Here is a 20,123-nt window from a genome sequence, read left to right as displayed (position 1 = left end):
TCGACTGTTCTTCGTTCCAACATCGCGATGAGAGAAGCAGCCGAGCATGGGCTCGGTTCTACAGCAACACGTTATCGCGACTTGCTGGCCCGCAGCGCCTGGATCTTCGGCGGCGGCTGGAAGGAATCGCTGCGCGCATCGGCCCAGAACGCATGGAACACGGCGTGGTCCGGCACCTTGTGCAGCAGCTCGCCCGGTTCAAGGTAGCGGTACAGCGAGGCCAGCGAACGGATCTCAACAGGCGAAACCCGACGCAGGATATGCTCCGGGCCCAGTTCCGCCGGGTCGTTCAGGCCCGCGGCACACAGCAGTTCCTTCAAGGCATGCAGCGTGTGCTCGTGGTAGCTGTACACACGGGTGGCCTTGTCCGGTGCATCCAGATGCTTCCAGCGCGCCGGGTCCTGGGTCGCGATGCCGGTCGGGCACTTGTCGGTATGGCAACTCAACGACTGGATGCAGCCCAGCGCGAACATGAAGCCGCGGCCGGCATTGCACCAGTCGGCACCCAGCGCGATGGTGCGCGCGATGTCGAACGCACTGGTGATCTTGCCGGCTGCACCGATGCGGATGCGCTCGCGCAGATCGAGGCCGACCAGGGTATTGTGCACCAGCAGCAGCGCTTCGTGCATCGGCACGCCGACATGGTCGACGAACTCGGCCGGCGCCGCGCCGGTGCCCCCTTCGGCACCGTCCACCACGATGAAATCCGGCAGCAACCCGGTTTCCTGCATCGCCTTGGCAATGCCGAACCACTCCCACGGGTGACCGATCGCCAGCTTGAAACCGACCGGCTTGCCCCCGGACAGCTCGCGCAGGCGGGCGACGAACTGCAGCAACTCGACCGGTGTCGAGAACGCCGAGTGACGCGACGGCGACACGCAGTCCACGCCCATCGGCACGCCCCGGGTCACCGAGATCTCGGCAGTCACCTTCGGCGCTGGCAGCACGCCGCCATGACCCGGCTTGGCACCCTGCGACAGCTTGATCTCGATCATCCTGACCTGTTCATGGGTGGCATTGGCAACGAAGCGTTCCTCGCTGAAACCACCCTTCTCGTCGCGGCAACCGAAGTAGCCCGAGCCGATCTCCCAGACCAGATCGCCGCCCATCTCACGGTGATAGGGCGAGATCGAGCCTTCGCCGGTGTCGTGGTAGAAACCACCACGCCGCGCGCCTTCGTTCAGTGCGCGGATGGCATTGGCCGACAGTGAACCGAAGCTCATCGCCGAGATGTTGAACACGCTGGCCGAATAGGGCTTGGCACAGTTCGGGCCGATCAACACGCGGAAGTCATGCTTGGCGATGGCGGTTGGCGCCAGCGAATGGTTGATCCACTCGTAGTCCACCGCATAGGTGCTGCGCAGGGTACCGAACGGCACCGTGTCCATCTCGTTCTTGGCGCGCTGGTAGATCAGTGCACGTTGCTGGCGCGAGAACGGCACATCCTCCAGGTCACTCTGCACGAAGTACTGGCGGATCTCCGGGCCGATCGATTCCAGCCCGTAGCGGAAGTGCGCCATCACCGGATAGTTGCGGCGCAGCGTGCTGCGTTTCTGCAGCAGGTCCCAGGTCCCCAATGCCACCATCGCGGCAGTCAGGCCGACGCCCCAGTACCAGGCCGGCCAGATCGTGGCCAGCCACAGGCATATCGGGAACATCAGGATGGCGAGCAGGTAGACGATGTACCGGTGCATGGCTTTCCTCGGTTGCAACTGTTCCCGAGTCTACCGCGCCGCTCGCTGCCAAGGCTTACAAACGATCGTCAACCACGTTGCGCGGCCAGGCCGATTTGACGTCGTAGACCAGGCCGCCTGGCGCCAGCAGCGCCCGGATTGCGTCTTCATCCATTGCCTTGAAACGGGCGTGGGCCACCGCCAGCACCACCGCGTCATAGCGCCCTGCCCCGGGTTCGGCCAGCCAATCCAGGCCCTCGCCGGTCAATGCCGCCGGGCCGACCCACGGGTCGCTCACCTCCACCTGCGCCCCCGCATCGCGCAGGCGCTGGGCCAGTTCCAGCGCGCGGCTGTTGCGCAGGTCGGGGCAATCCTCCTTGAAGGTCACGCCCAGCACCAGGATGCGTGCCTCCGCCGGTGCACGGCCACGCTCGGCCAGCATCGCCAGCACGCGCGCCGCCACGTGCTCGCCGACGCGGTTGTTGACCTGCCGCGCGGTGTGGATCAGGTCCGGGTGGTAGCCCACGCTTTCGGACTTGTGCAGCAGATAGTACGGATCGACGCCGATGCAGTGACCGCCAACCAGGCCTGGCCGGAACGGCAGGAAATTCCACTTGCTGCCGGCGGCGTCCAGTACGTCCTGGGTATCAATGCCGAGCCGGTCGAAGATCAGCGCCAGCTCGTTGACCAGCGCGATGTTGACGTCGCGCTGGATGTTCTCGACCACCTTGGCTGCTTCGGCCACGCGCATCGACGGCGCCGGGAACGTACCGGCGTCGATGATGCGCTGGTAGAGACCATCGATCACCGCAGCGACTTCCGGGGTCGAACCAGACGTGATCTTGCGGATGTCGGCCAGGCGCCGCTGGCGGTCACCGGGACTGACCCGTTCCGGGCTGTAGCCGCAATAGAAGTCTTCGTTGAAGCCCAGGCCCGAACCCTGTTCCAGCAGCGGCACGCACACTTCCTCGGTGGTGCCGGGGTACACCGTGGACTCGTAGATCACCAGATCGCCGGCGCGAAGATGACTGGCAATCAGCCGTGTCGCCGAACGCAGGGGCTCCAGGTCGGGCTGCTCGTATGCATCGATCGGGGTCGGCACGGTGACGATATAGACGTTGCAGGCATCGAGCAGCGAAGGATCGCTGCCGTACTGCAGATGCGTGGCTTCGGCCAGCTCGTCGGCCTCCATCTCCAGCGTGTGATCGCGGCCACCGCGCAGCTCCGCGATGCGGCCGGCATCGATGTCAAAGCCCAGTGTCGGCCAGTGCCGGCCAAACGCCACCGCCAATGGCAGGCCGACGTAACCCAGGCCGATCACGGCGAAACGCGGCGTCACCGCCGCCGCAACGGGCACGCTCATCGGCATATCCCGTGCGCCGGGTGAAACCGGATGCGTGCCGCCATGGCTTGGGCCAACCCACTCATTCGCTGTACCACTCCGGGAAACCCGCACCAGAAAGGCTACAGCCTACCGGCCCCGATACCCCGCCGCCAAGGCGGGCTCAGGAACCCAGCGCGACCGCGGCGGGTTCCAGCTCGCCGTCGGCACCGGTCCAGGCCTGCAGCAGGCGCTCGAAACCACCGCTGCCAAGCAGGAAACCCGGCCACGCCGCGTCAACGATCTGGGTCAGCAGGTCCGCATCGATCCGCCGCGTCCCCATCGACCAGCGCGGGAACGCACGCTGCACCACCGGCGCGCGGCACAACAGCCTCATCTGCGCGTGGCTGCGTGCATTGAAGATGCGCTGGAACACCGAATCGATGCCATCTTCGGGGCCTTCCAGATACTGCAGGAAGCGGCTGCCGTCGAACATCAGGACACCGGTGACACCGGCTACACGATTGAATGCCGTGGCGTCGGCCAGCAGGCGATCAAGATCGGTTGTCCGCAGATCGGCGCGGGCCTCACTGGCATAGGCAATCGCGTGCAGCGACATCGGGTGGCTCCCCCCCTGGGAACGGTGGCTGGGACTATGACATGAACAGGGATAACAGTTAAGCACGTCGCTCCCGCGCAATCCGGCTGCAGCGACACGGGTAGGCTACAATCGGCGCCGCGCTGCAGGCCCGGATGGCGAAACTGGTAGACGCATCGGACTTAAAATCCGCCGGGGGCAACCCCATGCCGGTTCGATTCCGGCTCCGGGCACCACACGCACGCAGCACATCCCGCTTTCAGATCGCCCGCGAGTAACGTGGCTGCTCATGTGCGGCACGCAGATACGGGTCGAAGCACATTGCCAGCAACCGCAGCAACGGTCGCCCGGGCTCGCTCGCACGCACCACGCCATCGCGGTATTCGGCCAGGCCATCTTCCTGCAGCCGCTGTACCGAACGCAGGTCCTCGGCGAAGTACTGCTGGAAATCCACGCCGTGGCGCTGCCCCAGCACCGCACCATCCACCTCGCCCTGGCACATCAGCTGCTGGATCAGCTCCGCGCGCAGCTGGTCGTCGGCACTCAGCGCGACACCGCGCCAGACCGGCAACTGCCCCTGGTCCACCGCGTCCTCCCAGGACGCCAGGTCACGTGGATTCTGGCTGTAGGTGGCGCCGATATGGCTGATCGCACTTACGCCCAGGCCGAGCAGATCGGTATCGGCGTGGGTGGTGTAACCCATGAAGTTGCGATGCAGCTGGCCGGCACGCTGCGCGCGTGACAGATCCTCTTCCGGCAATGCGAAATGATCCATGCCGATGTACTGGTAGCCAGCCGCAGAGAGCTTCTCCACCGCCAGGCCCAGCAGCGCCAGCTTGTCTTCCGGCGACGGCAACCGGCTTTCGTCGATCTGCTTCTGCGCCCGAAAAAGATGCGGCAGGTGCGCATAGCCATACACCGCCAGGCGGTCCGGGCGCAGCGCCAGCACCCGTTCGAGGGTGCGGCCGAATCCTTCCAGGCTCTGCCCGGGCAGGCCGTAGATCAGGTCGACGTTGACCGAACGCATGCCGCTGTCGCGGCAGGCGCGCAGGATGTCCAGTGTCTGCTGCACGCCCTGTATGCGGTTGATCGATTCCTGCACCTGCGGGTCGAAATCCTGCACGCCCAGGCTGGCCCGGTTGAAGCCCAGGCGCGCCAGCATGGCGACGTCACGGGTGTCGATGAAGCGTGGATCGAGTTCGATCGAGAAATCGCGCTGCGGTGAATCGCTGAAATCGAAGCGCCTGCGCAAACCTTCCACCAGTGTGGTCATCGCCTCGGCATCGAGGAAGTTCGGCGTACCACCGCCCAGATGCAGCTGGATGACCTCGCGCCCGTCCTCGAACTGTGGTGCCAGCAGATCGGCCTCGGCCAGCACGCGCGACACATAGCTGTGGCCACGGCCGCGATCGCGGGTGATCACCCGGTTGCAGCCGCAGTAGAAGCACGGGCTGGAACAGAACGGCACATGCACGTACAGCGACAGCGCGCGGGCCAGCTGGTTGCTGTCGGCGATCGCCTGGCGCAGCGCCGGCGCGTCGAACCCATCATGGAAATGCGGCGCGGTCGGGTACGAGGTGTAGCGCGGGCCCGGCCGGTCGTGCCGGCGCAGAAGGTCGGGGTCGAAGGTCCAGGCCAGGCCACCAGCGGCGGGAGAGAACGTGTCCATGGCGCCAGCATCGCGCCGGGCGGCCTGCGCCGCCTTGACCCAGATCAATCCTTGGCGGGCATCGCCAGCACCGGCAGGCCGACCTGCGGCCATCGCAGCATCTGGTAGCGCTTCCAGAAGGTGTCACCGATGCGCGCAGCCACGTCGTTGGCCAGCTCCTCCATCGGCGGGTTGTCGCATTCGGCGGTGGTGATCCGGAACAGCACCAGCCAGCGGTCGAACAGATCCTTGTCCAGCTCGATGGCCATGTGCTTGGACATCGGCGAACCCTTGAAGCGCCGGGTGCCGCGCAGCATCGCCGACCAGAAGTCGACCAGCTGGGCCAGATGCTCCGGCCAGTCGTGGACGTGGGCCTCGAACACCGGCCCCAATCGCTCCTCCCCGCGCACGCGGGCGTAGAAGTCGTGGACCAGGCGGGTCACTTCCTGCTCGGTGCACAGCTCGGGCGAGGCGACAGGAAGGACAGGCGGCGTTGCGTTCATCGGGGTACCCAAAGCGTGCCGGCAGTGTGCCGCAGCCGGCCGGCACCGCCGTTGATCCAGATCAATGTCGGCGCAGTCCGCTGCACCTAGGCTGGCACGCTTGCAGGAAGCATGCCCTGCGGATGCCGCGCCAACCCAGGCGAGTATACGCGCCGCCCACTTTTCGATCCGGGACAGCATGAACAGACCCTCTCCCAACCGTCGCCAGCAGTTGATCCAGCAATGGGGCGCGATCCTCTGGCCCAGCTTCATCGCTGCCGGCCTGGCCAGCGTGGTGTTCTTCGCCTTCGTCGACCCGCTGCGGTTGCAGGCCATCAGTTTCCCGGGCACCCAGATCAGCCGTGAAATGGGCTACACGGCCGGCTTCTTCATGTTCTGGACGGTGACGGCGCTGTCCAGCGCGATCACCTGGTACCTGCAGCGACCGATGCCCAGCGGCGACGACGACGAGTTGCCGCTGGGATGAGTACGACCTGCACACCGAGACCACGGCACTGGCGCGGCACGCTCAGCGCCGCCTTGCTGGTGCTGTTCTACGCATTGCCATGGCTGCGCTGGGACGGCCGCCAGGCCTTGCTGCTGGACATCAACGCCCGCCGCTTCGATCTGTTCGGCTGGACGCTGTGGCCGGGAGACGTCGGGGTGCTGGTCGGCCTGCTGGCGGTGCTCGCGGTGGGGCTGGCACTGCTCACCCACCTCACCGGGCGCATCTGGTGCGGCCACGCCTGCCCGCAGACACTGTGGCGCCGTGCCTTCGACTGGATCGCCGACGGCATGGCCCGCACGCTTCCGGCACGCGTTGCGCGCGCGGCCACACAGCTGGCCTGGGGGCTGCTCTCGCTGTGGACCGGCATCACCTTCGTGGGCCTGTTCAGCCCGATCGCCGAGCTGGTGATCGCAGCGCCGCGTGCCGGCTGGAGCGGCTGGGAAACGTTCTGGGTGCTGTTCTATGCCGCCGCCACCTGGGCTAACGCCGGCTTCCTGCGCGAGCAGGTCTGCCGTTCGCTGTGCCCATTCGCACGCATGCAGCCGCTGCTGACCGATCCACATACGCCGCGCATGCTGTACGACGCCCGCCGCGGCGAGCCACGCGGACCTCGCCCATCCGGCCTGGGCGGCGTGCTGGGCCGTGGCCGCGGCCTGCTCGACCCGACCACTGCACAGGACTACGTGTTCCGCGCCGCGCATCCGCTGCTGGCCGGACCGATGCCGACCTTCAGCGCCGACCGTCTTGGCGATTGCACCGATTGCGCGGCCTGCATCAGCGCCTGCCCGATGCAGCTGGACATCCGCCAGGGGCCGCAGGCCGACTGCCTGGCCTGCGGCGCCTGTCTGGAAGCCTGCGCACAGCAACAGCACCGGGCCGGGTTCGGTCCGGGGCTGGTGCGCTACTGCAGTCCGCAGGCGATGGCCGGGCAACCGAAGCGCTGGTGGCGACCCCGGACCCTGGCCCTGCTGTCTTTGCTGCTGGCGCTGCTTGCCTGCGGCGCCTGGCGCCTGCTCTGAATCAACGCGGCCCGTCGGCGTGCGGTGGTACCAGCTGCGCGCGTCGGACAATGCCCAGCTGCTCGATGATCAGCGCCATTTCGTTGGTGAACTCGGTACGCTCGGTCCCCTGCGGGACGAGCCGGTCCAGCACCTGCTGGTAGGTATCCCAGAACGCCGGACCGCATCCGTGTTTGTGATAGCTGGCTTCCAGTTCGCGGCGTACCCGTTCAGCCAAGCCATGCATGCCGTATTCCATACGACCTCCGTTGGACTTGTTCTGCATCGTTGACGGTCTACCGACTCACTTGCGTGCTACTGAAAGACTCCCAGGCTTCACGCCCGGTTGATCCAAATTAGTCACAGATTTCACGACAGGTCAATTACATGCAGCGACTTTCGCGATTGAAATTATTAATCGTTCACGGAACCACATACGGGACCCCGCCCCTCCCGGATGGGGTGAAGCCGACAACGCGACCCAGCCACCTGTGCGGCAGCTGGTAGGCCTCGACAATAGGTACTGCCAGAACGATCAGTTTTTCCTATTTTGCTAAGTGCACTTAACAGAATGCGCTTAGCACGCTAAATGCGACAAAAGGCGGCGTAATTCAGGCGGATTCGACTTCGGCGGCGCCCGTTGCGGGGAACAGGTTCGGGTAGCGCTGATGCAGGATGTACTGCCGCAGAGCGGGGATCGGGAAGTCTTTCGGCCATTGCGATACCGCGGAACGGCTGATGCCGAAGAAGCGCGCCAGCTCCGCATCGGTCTGGAACCCCAGCCGCGTGCGCACCTGCCGCTTGTTCCAGAATTCGGTCATGGTCTGCCCTTTTGTTAACCAGACTTATTCTTGTGGCAAGGATTCTTCGCATTCCACGCGTTAAGCTGGCTTGCATAGATGAATACTCTCGGCCAACGACTCGCCGCCGCCATGAAGAAAGCCGGGCACCCCCGCCCGGCCGATCTGGCCCGCGCCGCCAAATCCACCACGGCAACCATCAGCAACTGGCTCAACGACCATGTCAGTGCGTCCCATGTGAAAGCCGAGCAGCTGTTCCGCATCGCCGATGCGGCCAAGCTGGACGCACGCGAGCTGCTGTATGGAGTGAACGGGCGCGGCGTCGGGGAGCCGGGTAACGCCTACATTCCCAGCCAGGCCCACCTTGACGTCTGGCAGGACGCCTACGAGCTGGTCAGTCACCTGGTGGCCGAGAATGGCCTGGAAATCGACCACCGCCGCCACGCGGCGCTGGACCTGCTCGCGTTCGAACTGCTGATGGATGGCTTCAGCCGCAGCAAGGTGGCCCGCGTGCTGACGACCTCGATGACGTGAATGCACCGCCGCTGGTAGCATGGACCGCGATGGGGATGGGGCTCCCCCGATAACCGCCTGAGAAGGCTGATGGCTCCTGCCAGGACGAACCCGGTGTTCGTCGACGGCAGGTCGTGCCTGCCCTCGGCGTTCGCCACTGACCCTGCGAACCCGCATTCGAGGCACGCCATGCAAGCATTGAACAACTATTTCCTGGTCTTCGTCGGCGGCGGCATCGGTGCCTGCCTGCGCCACGCCTGCAACCTGATCGGCGCCCGAGTGGCCGTCGGCAGCCCCTGGCCGTGGTCGACCTTCCTGATCAACATCAGCGGCGCCCTGCTGATGGGCGTGGTGGTCGAGGTCTTCGCGATGCGCAATGGTGGCTCGCCGCAGCTTCGCCTGTTGCTCGCCACCGGTATCCTTGGCGGCTACACCACGTTCTCTACCTATGCGCTGGAGATCGGCCTGCTGCTGCAGCGCGGGCAGCACGGACTGGCCGCGCTGTATGCCGGTGGCTCGGTGGCGCTGGGCCTGGCCGGCCTGTTCGGTGGCATGAAGCTGGCCCGGCTGGTGCTGGGCTGAGGCTCAGGCCGCGCCAGCACGCGCCTGTCCGCGCCATTCGCGTGGTGACTGCCCCGTGTGCGCCTTGAACGCGCGCGAGAGTGCCGCCTCGCTGCCGTAGCCCACCTCGTCGGCAATCCGCTTCAGCGGCCGGCCCTGGCGCAGCGCCTGCTGTGCCAGCCCGACCCGCCAGCCTTGCAGGTACTGGCCCGGGGTGGTCCCCATCGCCTCGCGGAAGCTGGCGGCGAACACGCTGCGTGACATGCCAGCCACCTCGGCCAGATCTTCCAGCGTCCACCCCTGCGCCGGGGCTTCGTGCATCGCCACCAGCGCCAACCGCAATCGCGGGTGGCCAAGCCCAGCGAACAGACCGCCGCGCATTTCGCCACCTTCCATCAGCTGGCGCAGCACCTGGATCATCACCACCTCGAACAGGCGGTTGACCATCGCCGCGCGCCCGCAACGCTGCTCGAACGCTTCTTCGAACAACAACTCCAGCGCTGAGTTGCCGCCATACAGCCCAGCCAGCGGCAGGCAGATGAAATCCGGCAACGCGGCGCTGATCGGATTGAGCCGGCCGCCTTCGAAATGCAGGTTCGCGCAGGCCATGTCGGCGCCCTGCTGTGGGTCGGTACTGAAGCGGTGCGGCATCGGCCGCGGATACAGCAGCAGGCTGGGCACATCCACCTGCACGGTCTGCTGGGCATGACTGACCTGCAGCGGGCCACGTCGCACCAGGTGCAGCTGCCCGGCTTCATCCTCACCCTCCAGCGTGTTGATGCCGCACAGCGCACCGGCATGGAACACCGAGGCGGTGACCGCGAAGCGTTCAAGCAGAATGGCGAGACGGTCGACCATGACGGGACTCCGGGTCAAGCGAGATAAGCTCAATGTGACAGATCGTATCGGAATCAGCACTGGAAAGGACGGCACTGGCCGCGTGATCTGGCGGGCGCTATACAGGCCGCACATTCCCGCGCATGGAGGCACCGATGTCACTCCGCATCGCCCTGGCCCTGTTGCCGCTGCTGCTCGCGGCCCCGCACGCGCTATCCGCCTCACCCTCGAAGATCGAACACCTGGCCTGGCTGGCCGGTTGCTGGCAGCTTGATGGGCAGCCACCCGGTGCCGGCGAGCAATGGACCAGCCTGGCTGGAAACACCCTGTTCGGCAGCAGCCGCAGCCTGCGTGAAGGGCGAACCGTCGGCTTCGAGTTCATGCAACTGCGCCAGCACGATGATGGGCGCCTGGTGCTGACTGCCCTGCCCTCTGGCCAGAACGCCACGGACTTCAACGCCACCCGGGTCGATGCCAACGAGGCGGTCTTCGAGAATCCTGCCAACGACTTCCCACAGCGTATCCACTACCGGCGGCTCGACAACCAGCGCGCACATGCGCGCATCGAGATCGCGCAGGACAATCCGAAGCAGGCAATGGACTTTCCCATGCATCGCGTCGCCTGCGGTGCACCGACGCCCGCCCCCTGACACGCAGACGCCCCGGACCCGCCGGGGCGCCTGCATGCGGTCAACGCCACACGGGCATTCACCCGGCCAGCGTGGTTTCCAGGGCCTTCAGGCCATCGCGATAGATGCCCTCGAACAGCGCGGACGCTTCTTCGTTGCTGACGCCTACCGGAGTGAACTCACCGGACCAGTCGATCCGCGAACCGTCGCCCTGCTCGACCACACGCAGGGTGGATCGATAGCCGCTGATCGGGAACGGGGCCTGCAGGATCGAGTAGGTGTAGCTGCGATCGGCCTGGTCGAAGGCTTCCAGGCGCTCGACGATGGCATCGCCATCGGGATTTGCCAGATGGCGCACGCGACCGCCTTCGCTGAGCGTGCTCTGGGGAATGTACGGAAGCCAGTCGGGCAATGAATCGAAGCCGCCGATGAGGTTCCAGACCTGGTCGGCCGGGGTCGGCACGGTGATGGATACAGAAGCAGTTGCCATGGGAATGTCTCCTTCGGGACTCAGATGTTGTCGATCGGCAGCGGGGCGTTGGCCGCGACCAGGCCCTGAGCGCGCAGCGCCTGCCAGAACCCGGCCGGGATGATTTCCTTCAGTGCGGCGTAGTCTTCGGCAATGCGCTCGGGACGGCTGGCGCCCGGAATCACCGCAGCCACTGCCGGGTTGGCCAGCGAGAACTGCAACGCGGCCGCCTTGATGCTGATGCCGTACTCGGCCGCGATGGCCTTGATGCGCTCGACCTTGGCCAGGATCTCCGGCGACGCCTTCTGGTACTCGAAGTGGCTGCCACCGGCCAGCACGCCGGAGCTGTACGGACCGCCGACCACGATGCCGGTGTTGCGCTCGGCCGCCTTGGGCATCACCCGCTGCAGCGCACGCTCGTGGTCGAGCAGCGAGTAGCGGCCTGCCAGCAGGAAGCCATCCGGACGGGCTTCGTCCAAGTCCAGGGTCAGCTCGATCGGCTCGATACGGTTGACGCCCAGGCCCCAGGCCTTGATCACGCCCTCCTCGCGCAGGCGGGTCAGCACCTTGAAGGCGCCGCGGCGTGCGGTCTCGAAGTACGACAGCCACTCATCGCCGTAGAAGTCCTGTGCGATGTCGTGCACCCAGACGATATCCAGGCGATCGGTCTTCAGGCGCTTGAGGCTGTCGTCGATCGAACGCAGGGTGGCATCGGCCGAGTAGTCGTTGACCAGCTTGTTGGGGCGGCCGGCGACGAACAGGCCGCCCTTCTCGCCAAGGTCGCGGGCGCTGGTGTCTTCCACTTCGTCCAGGATCAGGCGGCCGACCTTGGTGCTGAGCACGAAGTCATCGCGGTTGCGCTTGGCCAGCGCGTCGCCAAGGCGGATCTCGGCCAGGCCTGCGCCATAGAACGGGGCGGTATCGAAGTAGCGGGTGCCCTGTTCCCAGGCCGCGTCCACCGTGGCCTGGGCCTCGGCTTCCGGGATGTCACGGAACATGTTGCCCAGCGGCGCGGTACCGAAGCCGAGGGTCTTGCCAGCCAGCAGCGTGTTGATGCTCATGGATTCCCCCTTGGGGAGGTTGTTGAAGTTGAGGCACAGGCTAGGCTTGCCCGATAAGACTGTCCAAGACATAATTTAATTATCTTGAGTCCCGCAGGGTCTTATGCTCGACCTCCGCCAACTGCGCTACTTCGTGGCCGTCGCCGAAGATGAACACGTCGGCCGCGCTGCCGAGCGCCTTCACATCTCCCAATCCCCGCTCAGCCGGCAGATCGCCCAGCTGGAGGAACGGCTGGAACTGCAGCTGTTCGAACGCTCGCAGCAGCGCATCCGGCTGACCGCCGATGGCCGTACCTTCCTGGCCGAGGCGCGGGCCCTGCTGACCCATGCCAACCGGCTGGAATCGCTGGCACGCCGGCTCGGCCGCGGCGACGAAGGCGGCCTGTGCATCGGCTATCTGGAGTACGCGATGCACTCCGGCGTATTGCCCACCGCCCTGCGCGAACTGCGCGGCGATCGCCCGGCAGTGCATATCGCGCTCTACAACCAGCAGTCGGACGTGCAGCTGGAAGGCCTGCGACAACGCAGCCTGGACATCGCCCTGGTCTGCGAACCACCGGCGTTCGACGATCCGGACCTGGAGGCCACGCAGGTGCTGAACGACCCGATGCTGCTGGCCGTGCCAGCAGCGCACGCACTGGCCAGCGCAGAACTCATCACGCCCGCGGATCTGGCCAGCCAGCAGTGGATCGGCGTGATGCACAGGGAAAACGCACTGCGCCACGACACCTTCATCGCCGCGTGTGCGAAAGCCGGATTCACCCCGACCATCGCCATGGAAGCGACCGAGCCACTGGCCGCGCTTGGCCTGGTTGCCGCCGGCCTGGGCCTGACCACCGTCCAGCAGAGCCTGGATCACCAGGCGCCGGACGGCGTGGTGCTGCGCGAGCTGCCGTGGTTCAGCTACCGCACACCGCTGTGGGCGGCCTGGCACCGCATCAACCTGCGCCCCCTGGTCGAGACCTTCCGCAGGACGCTCGTGCGCACCGCCACCGAAGGCAAGCCGGCATTCGGCGACTGAGCCGACCGCGCTATGCCGGGCCTGCCTCGGTGTAGCGCATCACCATGAAACCCTCTTCTGCGGCCGGTGCAACGAAGTGGCGGGTGATCTGCTCGAATTCCTCATCGCTGGCCTGGAAGGGATGCTCGCCGCATGCATTGCGTGCACGCAGCCGCGCCTTGCAGACCTCGTCGGCGATATCGAGGAAGTGCAGTTGATGCGCGGCGCCCACTGGCGAGAACACCTCACGTGCCCACCCGCGGGTTGCGGGCGTGTTGAAGGGGAAATCGAGCACCACCGAGACGCCGGCCCGCAGCAGCGTACGCAGATGATCGGTCAGCACGCTGCGCAGCGTGGCTGCGCGCTGCAGATAATCGGCGACGGAGTGGATTTCACCCGGGTGCAGCGTGGCCAACCAGGCATCTTCGCTGATCAATACGTGGCGAGGATTGGCCGCCAGCTGTTGCGACAACGTCGATTTTCCTGCGCCGATCTTGCCGCACAGCAGGTGCAGGGTTGCGCCGCCATCGGCGGATGGAGGGTGTTGCATCTGCGATCTCCTCGGTGGATTCCAGTTCCCGGGAGAGCGCTGCATGCAATCCGCCTTCCCGGGCGGGTTGCAGGGCCGTGACGACCGCGCGCTACCCCGCCTTCCCTTGGGGAATGCGGATAATCGACGCGGTGACGTGCGGAGCCATGCCACCAGCGTAGAGCGCCGCCTGTACGGCCCGCAATCCCCTGCGGCAGTGCAGCGCGCGCAACATTCCGCTGGCATCTATGCTCGGCGCCATTCCCGCATGGAATGACCACGATGCGCCCCTTGCTTCGATGTGCCCTCGCCCTTGGCCTGCTGCATGCTTCGACGGCATCGCTGGCAGCACCAACCACGGCACCACGCACGCTCAGCGGCGAGCTGCAGGGCGCCCCCTGGCGGCTGGATGTACCGGCAGACTGGAACGGCGACCTGGTGATGCTGGCCCATGGCTATGAGCCCGTGGGCGTGCCACGCACCACGCCAATGGCCGCCGGTGACAGCACCGCAGCACTGCTGGGCGCGGGCTACGCCGTCGCGCAGAGCGCGTATTCCAGCCAAGGCTGGGCGGTGGCCGAGGCGATCACCGACATGGAACACCTGCGACAGCATGCCCTGGGTGAACTCAAGCGCGTGCGACACACCTGGATGCTGGGCTTCTCGATGGGTGGTGCCGTAACCATTGGCAGCCTCGAGCGTTTCCCGCAGCACTATGCCGGTGGTGTGTCGCTGTGCGGCGCCAATCTCAGTGGCGAACAGATCGCGGCCGACCTGCTGACCACACTGGTCGCGTTCGATTATTTCTTCCCCAAGGCTGAGGGGTTGCCGGCCACCGAGTTGGCGTCGCGCGAAGCAGCCATGCTGCCCCAGAGCGAGCTTTACCAGGGCATCGCCACCACGCTGCAACGCGACCCGGCGCATGCCGCGTTGCTGGCGCAGCAGCTGCAGGTTTCCCCCGATGAAGTGGCCGGCACGATCAGCCTGCACGCCCTGGTGCTGCACGAGCTGGCCACACGCAGCGGTGGCATGCCGGTCGGCAACAGGGGCACGGTCTACAGCGGCTTCGGCGATGACGCCGCATTCAACGCCGGGGTGCGGCGCATCGATGCTGTACCTGCCGCGCAGGCCAGGGTGCGCGCGACGCTGGCGCTGACCGGCGCACTGCAGCGCCCGCTGGTGATCCAGTTCAACCACAACGACCCCACCATCGTGCCGCACATGCAGACGGTGTATCCGCAGTTGGCCGCACACGCCGGTGCGCGGCCAGCGCCACGGGTACTGCCATCGGTGGGCGAAGGACATTGTGGCTTCTCTGAAGCACAGGTTGTCGATGCCTTGAAGACAGTGCAACGCTGAGTCCATCGCGTAGCGAAACGTGTCCGCCAGGCTGGCAACGCTTACGGTGCAGGGACCCGCGCAGCATGTGTCGCCTCCCCTCGATCCGACCGCGCACCTGTTCGGCATGCCCGAAGGCGAGTGGCTGGGCTTCGACATGTCGGTGCCGTTTGGCCACCCCGGTGTCGGCCGACCAGCACAGTGCCGTTCGATGCGCGCGGTCAGATCGGCGCGCTCGGCCAGGTCTTGGCCGTGCGCCCGTAGCCGCAGCAGGCGGGGATCAGCCGCCCAGCGTGCCCATCGTGAAGGTGTAGCCCGAGCTCATCAGGAATTCGCGCATGCGCATTTCCGCGCGCCGCGGTGAGGCCAGGTTGGCCGGCGCATACAGGGCGTACACCAGGCCCGATCCCTCGATATGCTCGCGGCGGACCTCGCAGCGGGCGGTTTCCGAGGCTATCACCCATCCGTCCTTCAGCCGCTCCGGCCCGATGGATTGCCCGTTCTTCAACCGAAAGGTCAGCCAACGCACATCTGCCATGATTTTGCTCATTTCCGATTCGCTCCGTGCCCGAAGCGACCCGTGATGTCCTTGCTCGCCATTGCAGCTCCCTGAGACGTGGAACTCGACCATAACGCCTTGCCATGTCGCGGGTGGCTGAGACTGGCCGCGCCGCTCAGGTCGCCAGGTTGAAGAGCCGCCACAACGCCTCGCGCCCGGGTGGCGTCAGCCGCAGTTCGCGCCGGCCCTCGACGCGCCGCAGCCAATCGTTGTTCACGAAACTGTCCAGCATCGCCTCACCGACCAGCCCTGCCAGGTGTGGCCGCCGTTCGGTGCAGTCCAGGCAGCCACGGCAGTAGCGCGCCGGCTTGGCCGCCACCGGCTGCTGCAGGAGCTCGCGCAACGGCAGGCCCAGTCCGGCAAGGAATGCGGCGCCTCCAGCGCTGATCTGCCAATGCCCTTCGCATGGCAGTACATGCCCCGCCTGCAGCAGGCGATCGGTGATGGCGACCGCGTGCACGCCGGCCAGGTGCCGATAGCAGGAACGCGCCTCGCGCAGTGCAGGCATGCTGCGCGCGGCCGCAGCGGTACAGGAAGGGGTACGGTCGGCCACGCGCAGGATGCCTTCGAGCATCTCTGCCACCTCGCTTGATGCCAGCCGGTGGTAGCGATGACGCCCCTGCGCCACCGCCACCAGCAGGTCACCCTCGACCAGCCTGCGCAGGTGCGTGCTCGCCGTCTGCGGCGTTACCCCGGCCACGCGCGCCAGCTCCATCGCGGTGTAAGCCCGTCCATCCATCAACTGCAGCAGCATGGCGGCACGCGCCTGGTCCCCGACCAGTGCACCGACACTGACAAGGGAACCGGAGGTGTGGACCATGCCCCATTGTGGCATGCCGTCATCTGCCAACAGTTCGATGCAGGCCGAAGCGTCAGCAGCCGACTGCGCGGCACAGTGCTCGCCCGCAACCGCGAGACCTGCCGTGAAGACCGCTTCGATCCATCGCCGCCGCATCACCCCTTCGGTCCTGTACCCAGGCACGCCCGTGCTGCTGATGACCACGTTGAATGACGATGGCAGCAGCAACATCAGCCCGCTTTCTTCGTTCTGGGCGCTGGGCAACCGGGTAGTGCTGGGTCTCGGTACGCAGGGCCAGGGCTATCGCAACCTGCAACTGCGCAACGAGTGCGTGCTGAACTTCCCCTCATCCGCGCAGGCCGCACAGGTCGAGGCGATCGCGCGGGCAACCGGCTGTAACCCGGTGCCGACCGCCAAGCAGGCGATGGGCTACGTGCACGTGCGCGACAAGTTCGCACTGGGCGGATTCACTGCCGCCGTGTCGACGCATGTTGCTCCGATGGCCATTGCCGAGTGCCCGCTGCAGGTGGAGGCCACCGTCATGGCGATGCATCCACCCGGCGAGGATGATGGCCAGGGCTTCGTGATCGTCGAAGGCCGCATCCGCTGCGTGCATGCGCACGAAGACATCACCGTGCACGGCACCCAGCACATCGATGCGACGCGCTGGAAACCGCTGATCTACCTGTTCCGGCACTACCTGGGCGTGAGCGCGCCGGTTGGGCGCAACTTCCGTGCGGAGACACCCATGCGCCTTCCCGCCTAGCGGGAACGACTCATGGCGTACCCGCGGGTACGTTGCTGAACTTGTCGCGCACCGAGCGCTCGCGTTCACGCCGGGTCGAGGCGCACTGTTCGCGCGCACTCGCCATCTGTGTATCCGCCGCCATCCGCTCGGCACTCAACGATTGCTGCAGGCTGGCAATCTGCGTACGGATGCCCGAGTCACGGGTTGCGCCGGCCAGGTTGTTGCTCGACGCGGCTATCTGCCGGTTCAACTCGGCGATCTGCCGACCGATCTGCTGGCTGCGCGACTCCAGCGGACCGTAGATGCGCGAGCGCTCGCCCTGCACGCAGTTGCGCTCGGCGATACCGGCGTCGGCCAGTTCGGTGTTCTGGTACACCGCCGCGCGGTTCGATGCCTCCCCCGCCGTTTCCGTGGAGGAACGGCTGGAACGCAGCTTCATGGGTTCAGCGCCGGCAGCACAGGGATTCTGGCTGTATACCGTTTCACCGGAAGCGCCCTTGCACTTGTAGACCTGGGCCGATGCCAGCGGGAAACACCCCAGCAGCATCATCGCCATCACTACCTTCCCCTTCATCCTGCACCGCTCCCTGGTTCATTGGACAACCGCCACGATACGGTGGTTGGGTGGCGACTGCACGCTGGCGCCGTTCAGACCGTTTCGCCCTGCAGATCGAGCAAGGCCGTGGTCCAGCGGCGCGCTCCCAGCGTGGCCACCATGCCGCCGCGGTAGACGAACCTGCGTACGTGGCCGTCTTCAATGAAGCAGGTCTCGTTCTGCATCGGCACATAGCCCACAGAGGCATAGTGCCGATGATCCAGGGCGAACAGCACGGCGAAATCGATACCGTGCCGGCGCAGCTCTGCATGGGCCGCTTCGATCAACCGCGAGGCAACGCCCTGCCGGCGAACGTCGGCACGCACCACCACGCCGCCAATCAAGCCTATGCGTTCCGGCTCGCCGTCCAGCAGTACGTTGCGTTCGTACAGCGCGAGATGTGCGACAACGTGATCACCTCCCATCCCCAGGACCAGAGCGACCGGCCCCGGGATGGCGTAGCCCTCGCCCTGCATGTCCGGGAAAGCCTGGCGGAGCAGATCCACCGCCTGCTGACGGTGTTGCGGCGCTACGCTTTGCCAGCGGCATACCTGAACGTGCATTGCCCTATCTTCGTCGAATGAATGTGGGTCCAGGCCCATCGTGCCACGGAAATATGACCGGGCCCGCGCTAACGTTTCACTGTCAGTGCAATGTGATCCAGTACGAGACGATATCCGTGTAGATGCCCTCGCGCTTGACTGCGCGCGGCTCCCTGCCGAGTACGCTGAAACCCAGCGATTCATACAGCCCGCGCGCAGCAGCATTGTCCTCCAGCACCGTGAGGGTGAGCGATTCAATGCCCTCGGCGCGCGCAGATGCAAACGCAGCAAGAAGAAGCTGGCGGGCGACACCCTGGCCACGGTGGCCGGTGCCCACATGGACACTGTGCACTTCCGCCGTATGCCGTCGCGCCATCCGCATCGGGCGTACGTAGCGCAGGAAGCCCGCAAGCTTGCCGTCGATGAAAGCGCCGAAATAACGCGTGCCGGGATCAGCAAGCTGGGCGCGCATCACGTCTGCTGTCTCATTCTGCGCCTCGGCCAGCGTGGACAGGAACGCAGCGGGCGACTCGCGAAGCGCCTGCAACCGTGCTTGCCAGAGAATATCGGCGTCGTCAGCGCTGAGTTGCCGGATAAGCATGCGACACACCTGTGAGGTTGCTGATGCGCAGGTGCCCAGCCTAGCGCGGGTTCGCCTGATGCGGTGTGCATGCAAGAATGAAAACCGTCCCTCCTTCATTCACCGCCATGACTGAACTGCAGATTCCCCGCGTTGGATGCGGCGCCGTCGTCCGTGATGCCGACGGCCGCATCCTGCTGATCCAGCGCGGACGCGATCCGGAGCGCGGGCATTGGGGCCTGCCCGGCGGCAAAGTCGACTGGATGGAAACGGTGGAGGCTGCCGTGGTCCGCGAAGTCCGCGAGGAGACGGCGTTGGAAGTGACGCTGCTGCGCCTGCTGTGCGTGGCCGATCATTTCGAGCCGGCGCTTGCGCAGCACTGGGTCGCGCCTATCTACGAGGCACGGGCACTTGCGGGTGCCGAGGCTTCCATCCAGGAGCCGGGCGTGCAGACCGGGCTGGGCTGGTTTGCCATGGATGCTCTGCCCCAGCCGCTGACGCAGGCCACGGTGCAGACGCTGGCCAGGCTGTAGCCGCTCAGAACACGATGAAGGCGGCACAGATGACGCCCGGCCTTGCGGCTCACTCGATCGGAAGACCGTGCATCTTCAGGAACGAGAGTTTGTCCCAGTAGCCGCGCTGGAACGTGATCAATCCTTCGTCAACCGTGAAGAAACCGCATCCTCGCAGACCAAGAGGGTCGCGCCATTCTAGCGCGGCGACATTGCCGGCCTCATGGATGACTTCGGGAATGCAGACCATTTCAGCAGTGCCGAATTCACGCTCGAAGGTGGCACGGATCGCATCGCGGCCCTTGATCGGGTCCTGGGTGACCTGGTGATTGATCGCGTCGGGGTGATACAGCTCCGCCAAGCCAGCAGCATCGCCTGCGTTGAAGCGCTCGATCCAGGTTTCCACGATGTGTCGGGGAGTCATCCGCATGAAGTCCGCTAAGGCCCAGACCCGATCATAGCGCTCGAGCGACCCATTCCAGATCGCAGAAAAACAAAAAGCCCTGACCGGAGTCAGGGCTTTTCAATTGGAGGCCTCAAGCGGAATCGAACCGCTGTAAACGGATTTGCAATCCGGTGCATAGCCACTCTGCCATGAGGCCAACGTACTGCGCGCCAGGAACTGGGCCCTGACAAGACAAAACCCCAAGATGGGGCCTGTCGGAACATGGAGCGGGAAACGAGACTCGAACTCGCGACCTCAACCTTGGCAAGGTTGCGCTCTACCAACTGAGCTATTCCCGCGTAAGCCGACATGCTACCGGAAATCCGGAAAACACACCAGCGATTTCACTTTTCTGACTGCGCGCAAAGCCTTGTGGCC

General features: G+C 65.7%; 26 protein-coding genes, 3 tRNA genes and 1 riboswitch. Of the genes, 10 read left to right on the top strand and 19 right to left on the bottom strand.

The genetic code is table 11. The features are described 5' to 3' along the window. Positions 1-71: 71 nt before the first annotated feature. From AC5P9N_RS09135 to AC5P9N_RS09125, 3 genes are all read right to left on the bottom strand, one after another. The gene (locus tag AC5P9N_RS09135; RefSeq protein WP_043034340.1) at positions 72-1,694 is read right to left on the bottom strand and encodes an FMN-binding glutamate synthase family protein; all 1,623 of its coding nucleotides are present in this window, start codon (positions 1,692-1,694) and stop codon (positions 72-74) included. A gap of 55 nt (positions 1,695-1,749) precedes the next feature. Beyond that, positions 1,750-3,036: a nucleotide sugar dehydrogenase gene (locus AC5P9N_RS09130; RefSeq protein ID WP_005408982.1), complete on the bottom strand. Its 1,287-nt coding sequence runs from the start codon at positions 3,034-3,036 to the stop codon at positions 1,750-1,752. Between the two features lie 142 nt (positions 3,037-3,178). After that, positions 3,179-3,613, bottom strand: a complete 435-nt coding sequence (locus AC5P9N_RS09125) for a BLUF domain-containing protein (protein WP_005408981.1) — start codon at positions 3,611-3,613, stop codon at positions 3,179-3,181. A 128-nt stretch (positions 3,614-3,741) separates the two neighbouring features. On the opposite strand from AC5P9N_RS09125, the gene AC5P9N_RS09120 reads away from it, so the two are divergent. Next, a tRNA-Leu gene (locus tag AC5P9N_RS09120) sits at positions 3,742-3,828 on the top strand. 23 nt (positions 3,829-3,851) lie between these two features. Here the strand turns inward: AC5P9N_RS09120 and hemN are convergent. Next, complete coding sequence (gene hemN / locus AC5P9N_RS09115) at positions 3,852-5,261, bottom strand: oxygen-independent coproporphyrinogen III oxidase (protein ID WP_043034401.1); 1,410 nt, start codon at positions 5,259-5,261, stop codon at positions 3,852-3,854. Positions 5,262-5,305: 44 nt separating this feature from the next. Further along, entirely contained in the window at positions 5,306-5,743 is a 438-nt protein-coding gene (locus AC5P9N_RS09110; RefSeq protein WP_099484716.1) for a group III truncated hemoglobin, read from the bottom strand. Positions 5,744-5,921: 178 nt separating this feature from the next. Here AC5P9N_RS09110 and AC5P9N_RS09105 point away from each other — a divergent pair, with 178 nt between their 5' ends. Next, positions 5,922-6,209 carry a hypothetical protein gene (locus AC5P9N_RS09105; protein WP_005408925.1) on the top strand — a complete coding sequence of 96 codons (288 nt, stop codon included), beginning with the start codon at positions 5,922-5,924 and terminating at the stop codon, positions 6,207-6,209. Next, positions 6,206-7,249 carry a 4Fe-4S dicluster domain-containing protein gene (locus AC5P9N_RS09100; protein WP_099484717.1) on the top strand — a complete coding sequence of 348 codons (1,044 nt, stop codon included), beginning with the start codon at positions 6,206-6,208 and terminating at the stop codon, positions 7,247-7,249. The genes AC5P9N_RS09105 and AC5P9N_RS09100 overlap by 4 nt, the downstream gene beginning before the upstream one ends. Before the next feature lies 1 nt (position 7,250). Here AC5P9N_RS09100 and AC5P9N_RS09095 read toward each other — a convergent pair whose 3' ends face one another. Together AC5P9N_RS09095 and AC5P9N_RS09090 are read right to left on the bottom strand one after the other, a co-directional pair. Further along, a complete protein-coding gene (locus AC5P9N_RS09095; protein ID WP_005408923.1) occupies positions 7,251-7,487 on the bottom strand; it encodes a hypothetical protein in 237 nt (78 codons plus the stop codon). 352 nt (positions 7,488-7,839) lie between these two features. After that, complete coding sequence (locus tag AC5P9N_RS09090) at positions 7,840-8,049, bottom strand: helix-turn-helix domain-containing protein (RefSeq protein WP_005408922.1); 210 nt, start codon at positions 8,047-8,049, stop codon at positions 7,840-7,842. A gap of 111 nt (positions 8,050-8,160) precedes the next feature. Here AC5P9N_RS09090 and AC5P9N_RS09085 point away from each other — a divergent pair, with 111 nt between their 5' ends. Next, complete coding sequence (locus AC5P9N_RS09085; protein ID WP_005408921.1) at positions 8,161-8,562, top strand: transcriptional regulator; 402 nt, start codon at positions 8,161-8,163, stop codon at positions 8,560-8,562. Between the two features lie 22 nt (positions 8,563-8,584). Then, a riboswitch (Fluoride riboswitch) is annotated at positions 8,585-8,648 on the top strand. 82 nt (positions 8,649-8,730) lie between these two features. Then, complete coding sequence (gene crcB / locus AC5P9N_RS09080; protein WP_099484718.1) at positions 8,731-9,123, top strand: fluoride efflux transporter CrcB; 393 nt, start codon at positions 8,731-8,733, stop codon at positions 9,121-9,123. 3 nt (positions 9,124-9,126) lie between these two features. Here crcB and AC5P9N_RS09075 read toward each other — a convergent pair whose 3' ends face one another. Further along, positions 9,127-9,960, bottom strand: a complete 834-nt coding sequence (locus AC5P9N_RS09075; RefSeq protein ID WP_099484719.1) for an AraC family transcriptional regulator — start codon at positions 9,958-9,960, stop codon at positions 9,127-9,129. 134 nt (positions 9,961-10,094) lie between these two features. On the opposite strand from AC5P9N_RS09075, the gene AC5P9N_RS09070 reads away from it, so the two are divergent. Further along, positions 10,095-10,589 carry a DUF6265 family protein gene (locus AC5P9N_RS09070; protein WP_099484720.1) on the top strand — a complete coding sequence of 165 codons (495 nt, stop codon included), beginning with the start codon at positions 10,095-10,097 and terminating at the stop codon, positions 10,587-10,589. A gap of 58 nt (positions 10,590-10,647) precedes the next feature. Here the strand turns inward: AC5P9N_RS09070 and AC5P9N_RS09065 are convergent, their stop codons facing one another. Further along, the gene (locus AC5P9N_RS09065; RefSeq protein ID WP_049452801.1) at positions 10,648-11,058 is read right to left on the bottom strand and encodes an SRPBCC family protein; all 411 of its coding nucleotides are present in this window, start codon (positions 11,056-11,058) and stop codon (positions 10,648-10,650) included. 20 nt (positions 11,059-11,078) lie between these two features. After that, positions 11,079-12,098 (bottom strand): aldo/keto reductase, encoded by a 1,020-nt coding sequence (locus AC5P9N_RS09060; protein ID WP_099484721.1) that lies wholly within the window; start codon positions 12,096-12,098, stop codon positions 11,079-11,081. A 103-nt stretch (positions 12,099-12,201) separates the two neighbouring features. Between AC5P9N_RS09060 and AC5P9N_RS09055 the strand changes: the two genes are divergently transcribed. Beyond that, positions 12,202-13,119 carry a LysR family transcriptional regulator gene (locus AC5P9N_RS09055; protein WP_049459686.1) on the top strand — a complete coding sequence of 306 codons (918 nt, stop codon included), beginning with the start codon at positions 12,202-12,204 and terminating at the stop codon, positions 13,117-13,119. Between the two features lie 10 nt (positions 13,120-13,129). Here AC5P9N_RS09055 and AC5P9N_RS09050 read toward each other — a convergent pair whose 3' ends face one another. Beyond that, entirely contained in the window at positions 13,130-13,648 is a 519-nt protein-coding gene (locus AC5P9N_RS09050) for a P-loop nucleotide/nucleoside kinase family protein (protein WP_005408914.1), read from the bottom strand. A 261-nt stretch (positions 13,649-13,909) separates the two neighbouring features. Between AC5P9N_RS09050 and AC5P9N_RS09045 the strand changes: the two genes are divergently transcribed. Next, entirely contained in the window at positions 13,910-14,986 is a 1,077-nt protein-coding gene (locus tag AC5P9N_RS09045; RefSeq protein WP_099484722.1) for an alpha/beta hydrolase family protein, read from the top strand. A 259-nt stretch (positions 14,987-15,245) separates the two neighbouring features. Here the strand turns inward: AC5P9N_RS09045 and AC5P9N_RS09040 are convergent, their stop codons facing one another. Continuing rightward, positions 15,246-15,515 (bottom strand): hypothetical protein, encoded by a 270-nt coding sequence (locus tag AC5P9N_RS09040; RefSeq protein WP_005408911.1) that lies wholly within the window; start codon positions 15,513-15,515, stop codon positions 15,246-15,248. Positions 15,516-15,639: 124 nt separating this feature from the next. Next, entirely contained in the window at positions 15,640-16,344 is a 705-nt protein-coding gene (locus AC5P9N_RS09035) for an ArsR/SmtB family transcription factor (RefSeq protein ID WP_033834661.1), read from the bottom strand. Between the two features lie 103 nt (positions 16,345-16,447). Between AC5P9N_RS09035 and AC5P9N_RS09030 the strand changes: the two genes are divergently transcribed. Beyond that, complete coding sequence (locus tag AC5P9N_RS09030) at positions 16,448-17,089, top strand: flavin reductase family protein (RefSeq protein WP_099484723.1); 642 nt, start codon at positions 16,448-16,450, stop codon at positions 17,087-17,089. A 10-nt stretch (positions 17,090-17,099) separates the two neighbouring features. Here AC5P9N_RS09030 and AC5P9N_RS09025 read toward each other — a convergent pair whose 3' ends face one another. From AC5P9N_RS09025 to AC5P9N_RS09015, 3 genes are all read right to left on the bottom strand, one after another. Further along, entirely contained in the window at positions 17,100-17,645 is a 546-nt protein-coding gene (locus AC5P9N_RS09025) for a DUF4124 domain-containing protein (protein WP_099484724.1), read from the bottom strand. A 74-nt stretch (positions 17,646-17,719) separates the two neighbouring features. Then, the gene (locus AC5P9N_RS09020) at positions 17,720-18,229 is read right to left on the bottom strand and encodes a GNAT family N-acetyltransferase (protein ID WP_239498938.1); all 510 of its coding nucleotides are present in this window, start codon (positions 18,227-18,229) and stop codon (positions 17,720-17,722) included. A gap of 82 nt (positions 18,230-18,311) precedes the next feature. Next, a complete protein-coding gene (locus tag AC5P9N_RS09015; protein WP_060380015.1) occupies positions 18,312-18,809 on the bottom strand; it encodes a GNAT family N-acetyltransferase in 498 nt (165 codons plus the stop codon). Between the two features lie 107 nt (positions 18,810-18,916). Here AC5P9N_RS09015 and AC5P9N_RS09010 point away from each other — a divergent pair, with 107 nt between their 5' ends. After that, the gene (locus tag AC5P9N_RS09010; RefSeq protein WP_060380016.1) at positions 18,917-19,321 is read left to right on the top strand and encodes an NUDIX hydrolase; all 405 of its coding nucleotides are present in this window, start codon (positions 18,917-18,919) and stop codon (positions 19,319-19,321) included. A 49-nt stretch (positions 19,322-19,370) separates the two neighbouring features. On the opposite strand, the gene AC5P9N_RS09005 is transcribed toward AC5P9N_RS09010, so the two are convergent. The 3 genes from AC5P9N_RS09005 to AC5P9N_RS08995 form a co-directional block, all read right to left on the bottom strand. Further along, positions 19,371-19,706, bottom strand: coding sequence for a nuclear transport factor 2 family protein (locus AC5P9N_RS09005; RefSeq protein ID WP_231347490.1), 336 nt, complete (start codon positions 19,704-19,706; stop codon positions 19,371-19,373). 122 nt (positions 19,707-19,828) lie between these two features. Beyond that, a tRNA-Cys gene (locus AC5P9N_RS09000) sits at positions 19,829-19,902 on the bottom strand. Positions 19,903-19,968: 66 nt separating this feature from the next. Beyond that, a tRNA-Gly gene (locus AC5P9N_RS08995) sits at positions 19,969-20,044 on the bottom strand. Between the last annotated feature and the right edge of the window lie 79 nt (positions 20,045-20,123).

The sequence above is a fragment of the Stenotrophomonas sp. YJH_SMC_6 genome, assembly GCF_059371335.1.
The sequence above is the reverse complement of the archived record's forward strand: the minus strand, read 5'-3'. Positions and strand labels throughout refer to the sequence as shown.

What these genes read in the sequence shown, in the direction of transcription:
- AC5P9N_RS09110 (WP_099484716.1), bottom strand. Translation starts at nt 5,743, where the DNA reads ATGAACGCAACGCCGCCTGTCCTTCCTGTCGCCTCGCCCGAGCTGTGC.
- AC5P9N_RS09045 (WP_099484722.1), top strand. Translation starts at nt 13,910, where the DNA reads ATGCGCCCCTTGCTTCGATGTGCCCTCGCCCTTGGCCTGCTGCATGCT.
- AC5P9N_RS09075 (WP_099484719.1), bottom strand. Translation starts at nt 9,960, where the DNA reads ATGGTCGACCGTCTCGCCATTCTGCTTGAACGCTTCGCGGTCACCGCC.
- AC5P9N_RS09010 (WP_060380016.1), top strand. Translation starts at nt 18,917, where the DNA reads ATGACTGAACTGCAGATTCCCCGCGTTGGATGCGGCGCCGTCGTCCGT.
- AC5P9N_RS09135 (WP_043034340.1), bottom strand. Translation starts at nt 1,694, where the DNA reads ATGCACCGGTACATCGTCTACCTGCTCGCCATCCTGATGTTCCCGATA.
- AC5P9N_RS09085 (WP_005408921.1), top strand. Translation starts at nt 8,161, where the DNA reads ATGAAGAAAGCCGGGCACCCCCGCCCGGCCGATCTGGCCCGCGCCGCC.
- AC5P9N_RS09055 (WP_049459686.1), top strand. Translation starts at nt 12,202, where the DNA reads ATGCTCGACCTCCGCCAACTGCGCTACTTCGTGGCCGTCGCCGAAGAT.
- AC5P9N_RS09125 (WP_005408981.1), bottom strand. Translation starts at nt 3,613, where the DNA reads ATGTCGCTGCACGCGATTGCCTATGCCAGTGAGGCCCGCGCCGATCTG.
- crcB (WP_099484718.1), top strand. Translation starts at nt 8,731, where the DNA reads ATGCAAGCATTGAACAACTATTTCCTGGTCTTCGTCGGCGGCGGCATC.
- AC5P9N_RS09090 (WP_005408922.1), bottom strand. Translation starts at nt 8,049, where the DNA reads ATGACCGAATTCTGGAACAAGCGGCAGGTGCGCACGCGGCTGGGGTTC.
- AC5P9N_RS09020 (WP_239498938.1), bottom strand. Translation starts at nt 18,229, where the DNA reads ATGCACGTTCAGGTATGCCGCTGGCAAAGCGTAGCGCCGCAACACCGT.
- AC5P9N_RS09040 (WP_005408911.1), bottom strand. Translation starts at nt 15,515, where the DNA reads ATGAGCAAAATCATGGCAGATGTGCGTTGGCTGACCTTTCGGTTGAAG.
- AC5P9N_RS09035 (WP_033834661.1), bottom strand. Translation starts at nt 16,344, where the DNA reads ATGGTCCACACCTCCGGTTCCCTTGTCAGTGTCGGTGCACTGGTCGGG.
- AC5P9N_RS09015 (WP_060380015.1), bottom strand. Translation starts at nt 18,809, where the DNA reads ATGCTTATCCGGCAACTCAGCGCTGACGACGCCGATATTCTCTGGCAA.
- AC5P9N_RS09130 (WP_005408982.1), bottom strand. Translation starts at nt 3,036, where the DNA reads ATGAGCGTGCCCGTTGCGGCGGCGGTGACGCCGCGTTTCGCCGTGATC.
- AC5P9N_RS09060 (WP_099484721.1), bottom strand. Translation starts at nt 12,098, where the DNA reads ATGAGCATCAACACGCTGCTGGCTGGCAAGACCCTCGGCTTCGGTACC.
- AC5P9N_RS09095 (WP_005408923.1), bottom strand. Translation starts at nt 7,487, where the DNA reads ATGGAATACGGCATGCATGGCTTGGCTGAACGGGTACGCCGCGAACTG.
- AC5P9N_RS09025 (WP_099484724.1), bottom strand. Translation starts at nt 17,645, where the DNA reads ATGAAGGGGAAGGTAGTGATGGCGATGATGCTGCTGGGGTGTTTCCCG.
- AC5P9N_RS09070 (WP_099484720.1), top strand. Translation starts at nt 10,095, where the DNA reads ATGTCACTCCGCATCGCCCTGGCCCTGTTGCCGCTGCTGCTCGCGGCC.
- AC5P9N_RS09050 (WP_005408914.1), bottom strand. Translation starts at nt 13,648, where the DNA reads ATGCAACACCCTCCATCCGCCGATGGCGGCGCAACCCTGCACCTGCTG.
- AC5P9N_RS09065 (WP_049452801.1), bottom strand. Translation starts at nt 11,058, where the DNA reads ATGGCAACTGCTTCTGTATCCATCACCGTGCCGACCCCGGCCGACCAG.
- AC5P9N_RS09105 (WP_005408925.1), top strand. Translation starts at nt 5,922, where the DNA reads ATGAACAGACCCTCTCCCAACCGTCGCCAGCAGTTGATCCAGCAATGG.
- AC5P9N_RS09100 (WP_099484717.1), top strand. Translation starts at nt 6,206, where the DNA reads ATGAGTACGACCTGCACACCGAGACCACGGCACTGGCGCGGCACGCTC.
- hemN (WP_043034401.1), bottom strand. Translation starts at nt 5,261, where the DNA reads ATGGACACGTTCTCTCCCGCCGCTGGTGGCCTGGCCTGGACCTTCGAC.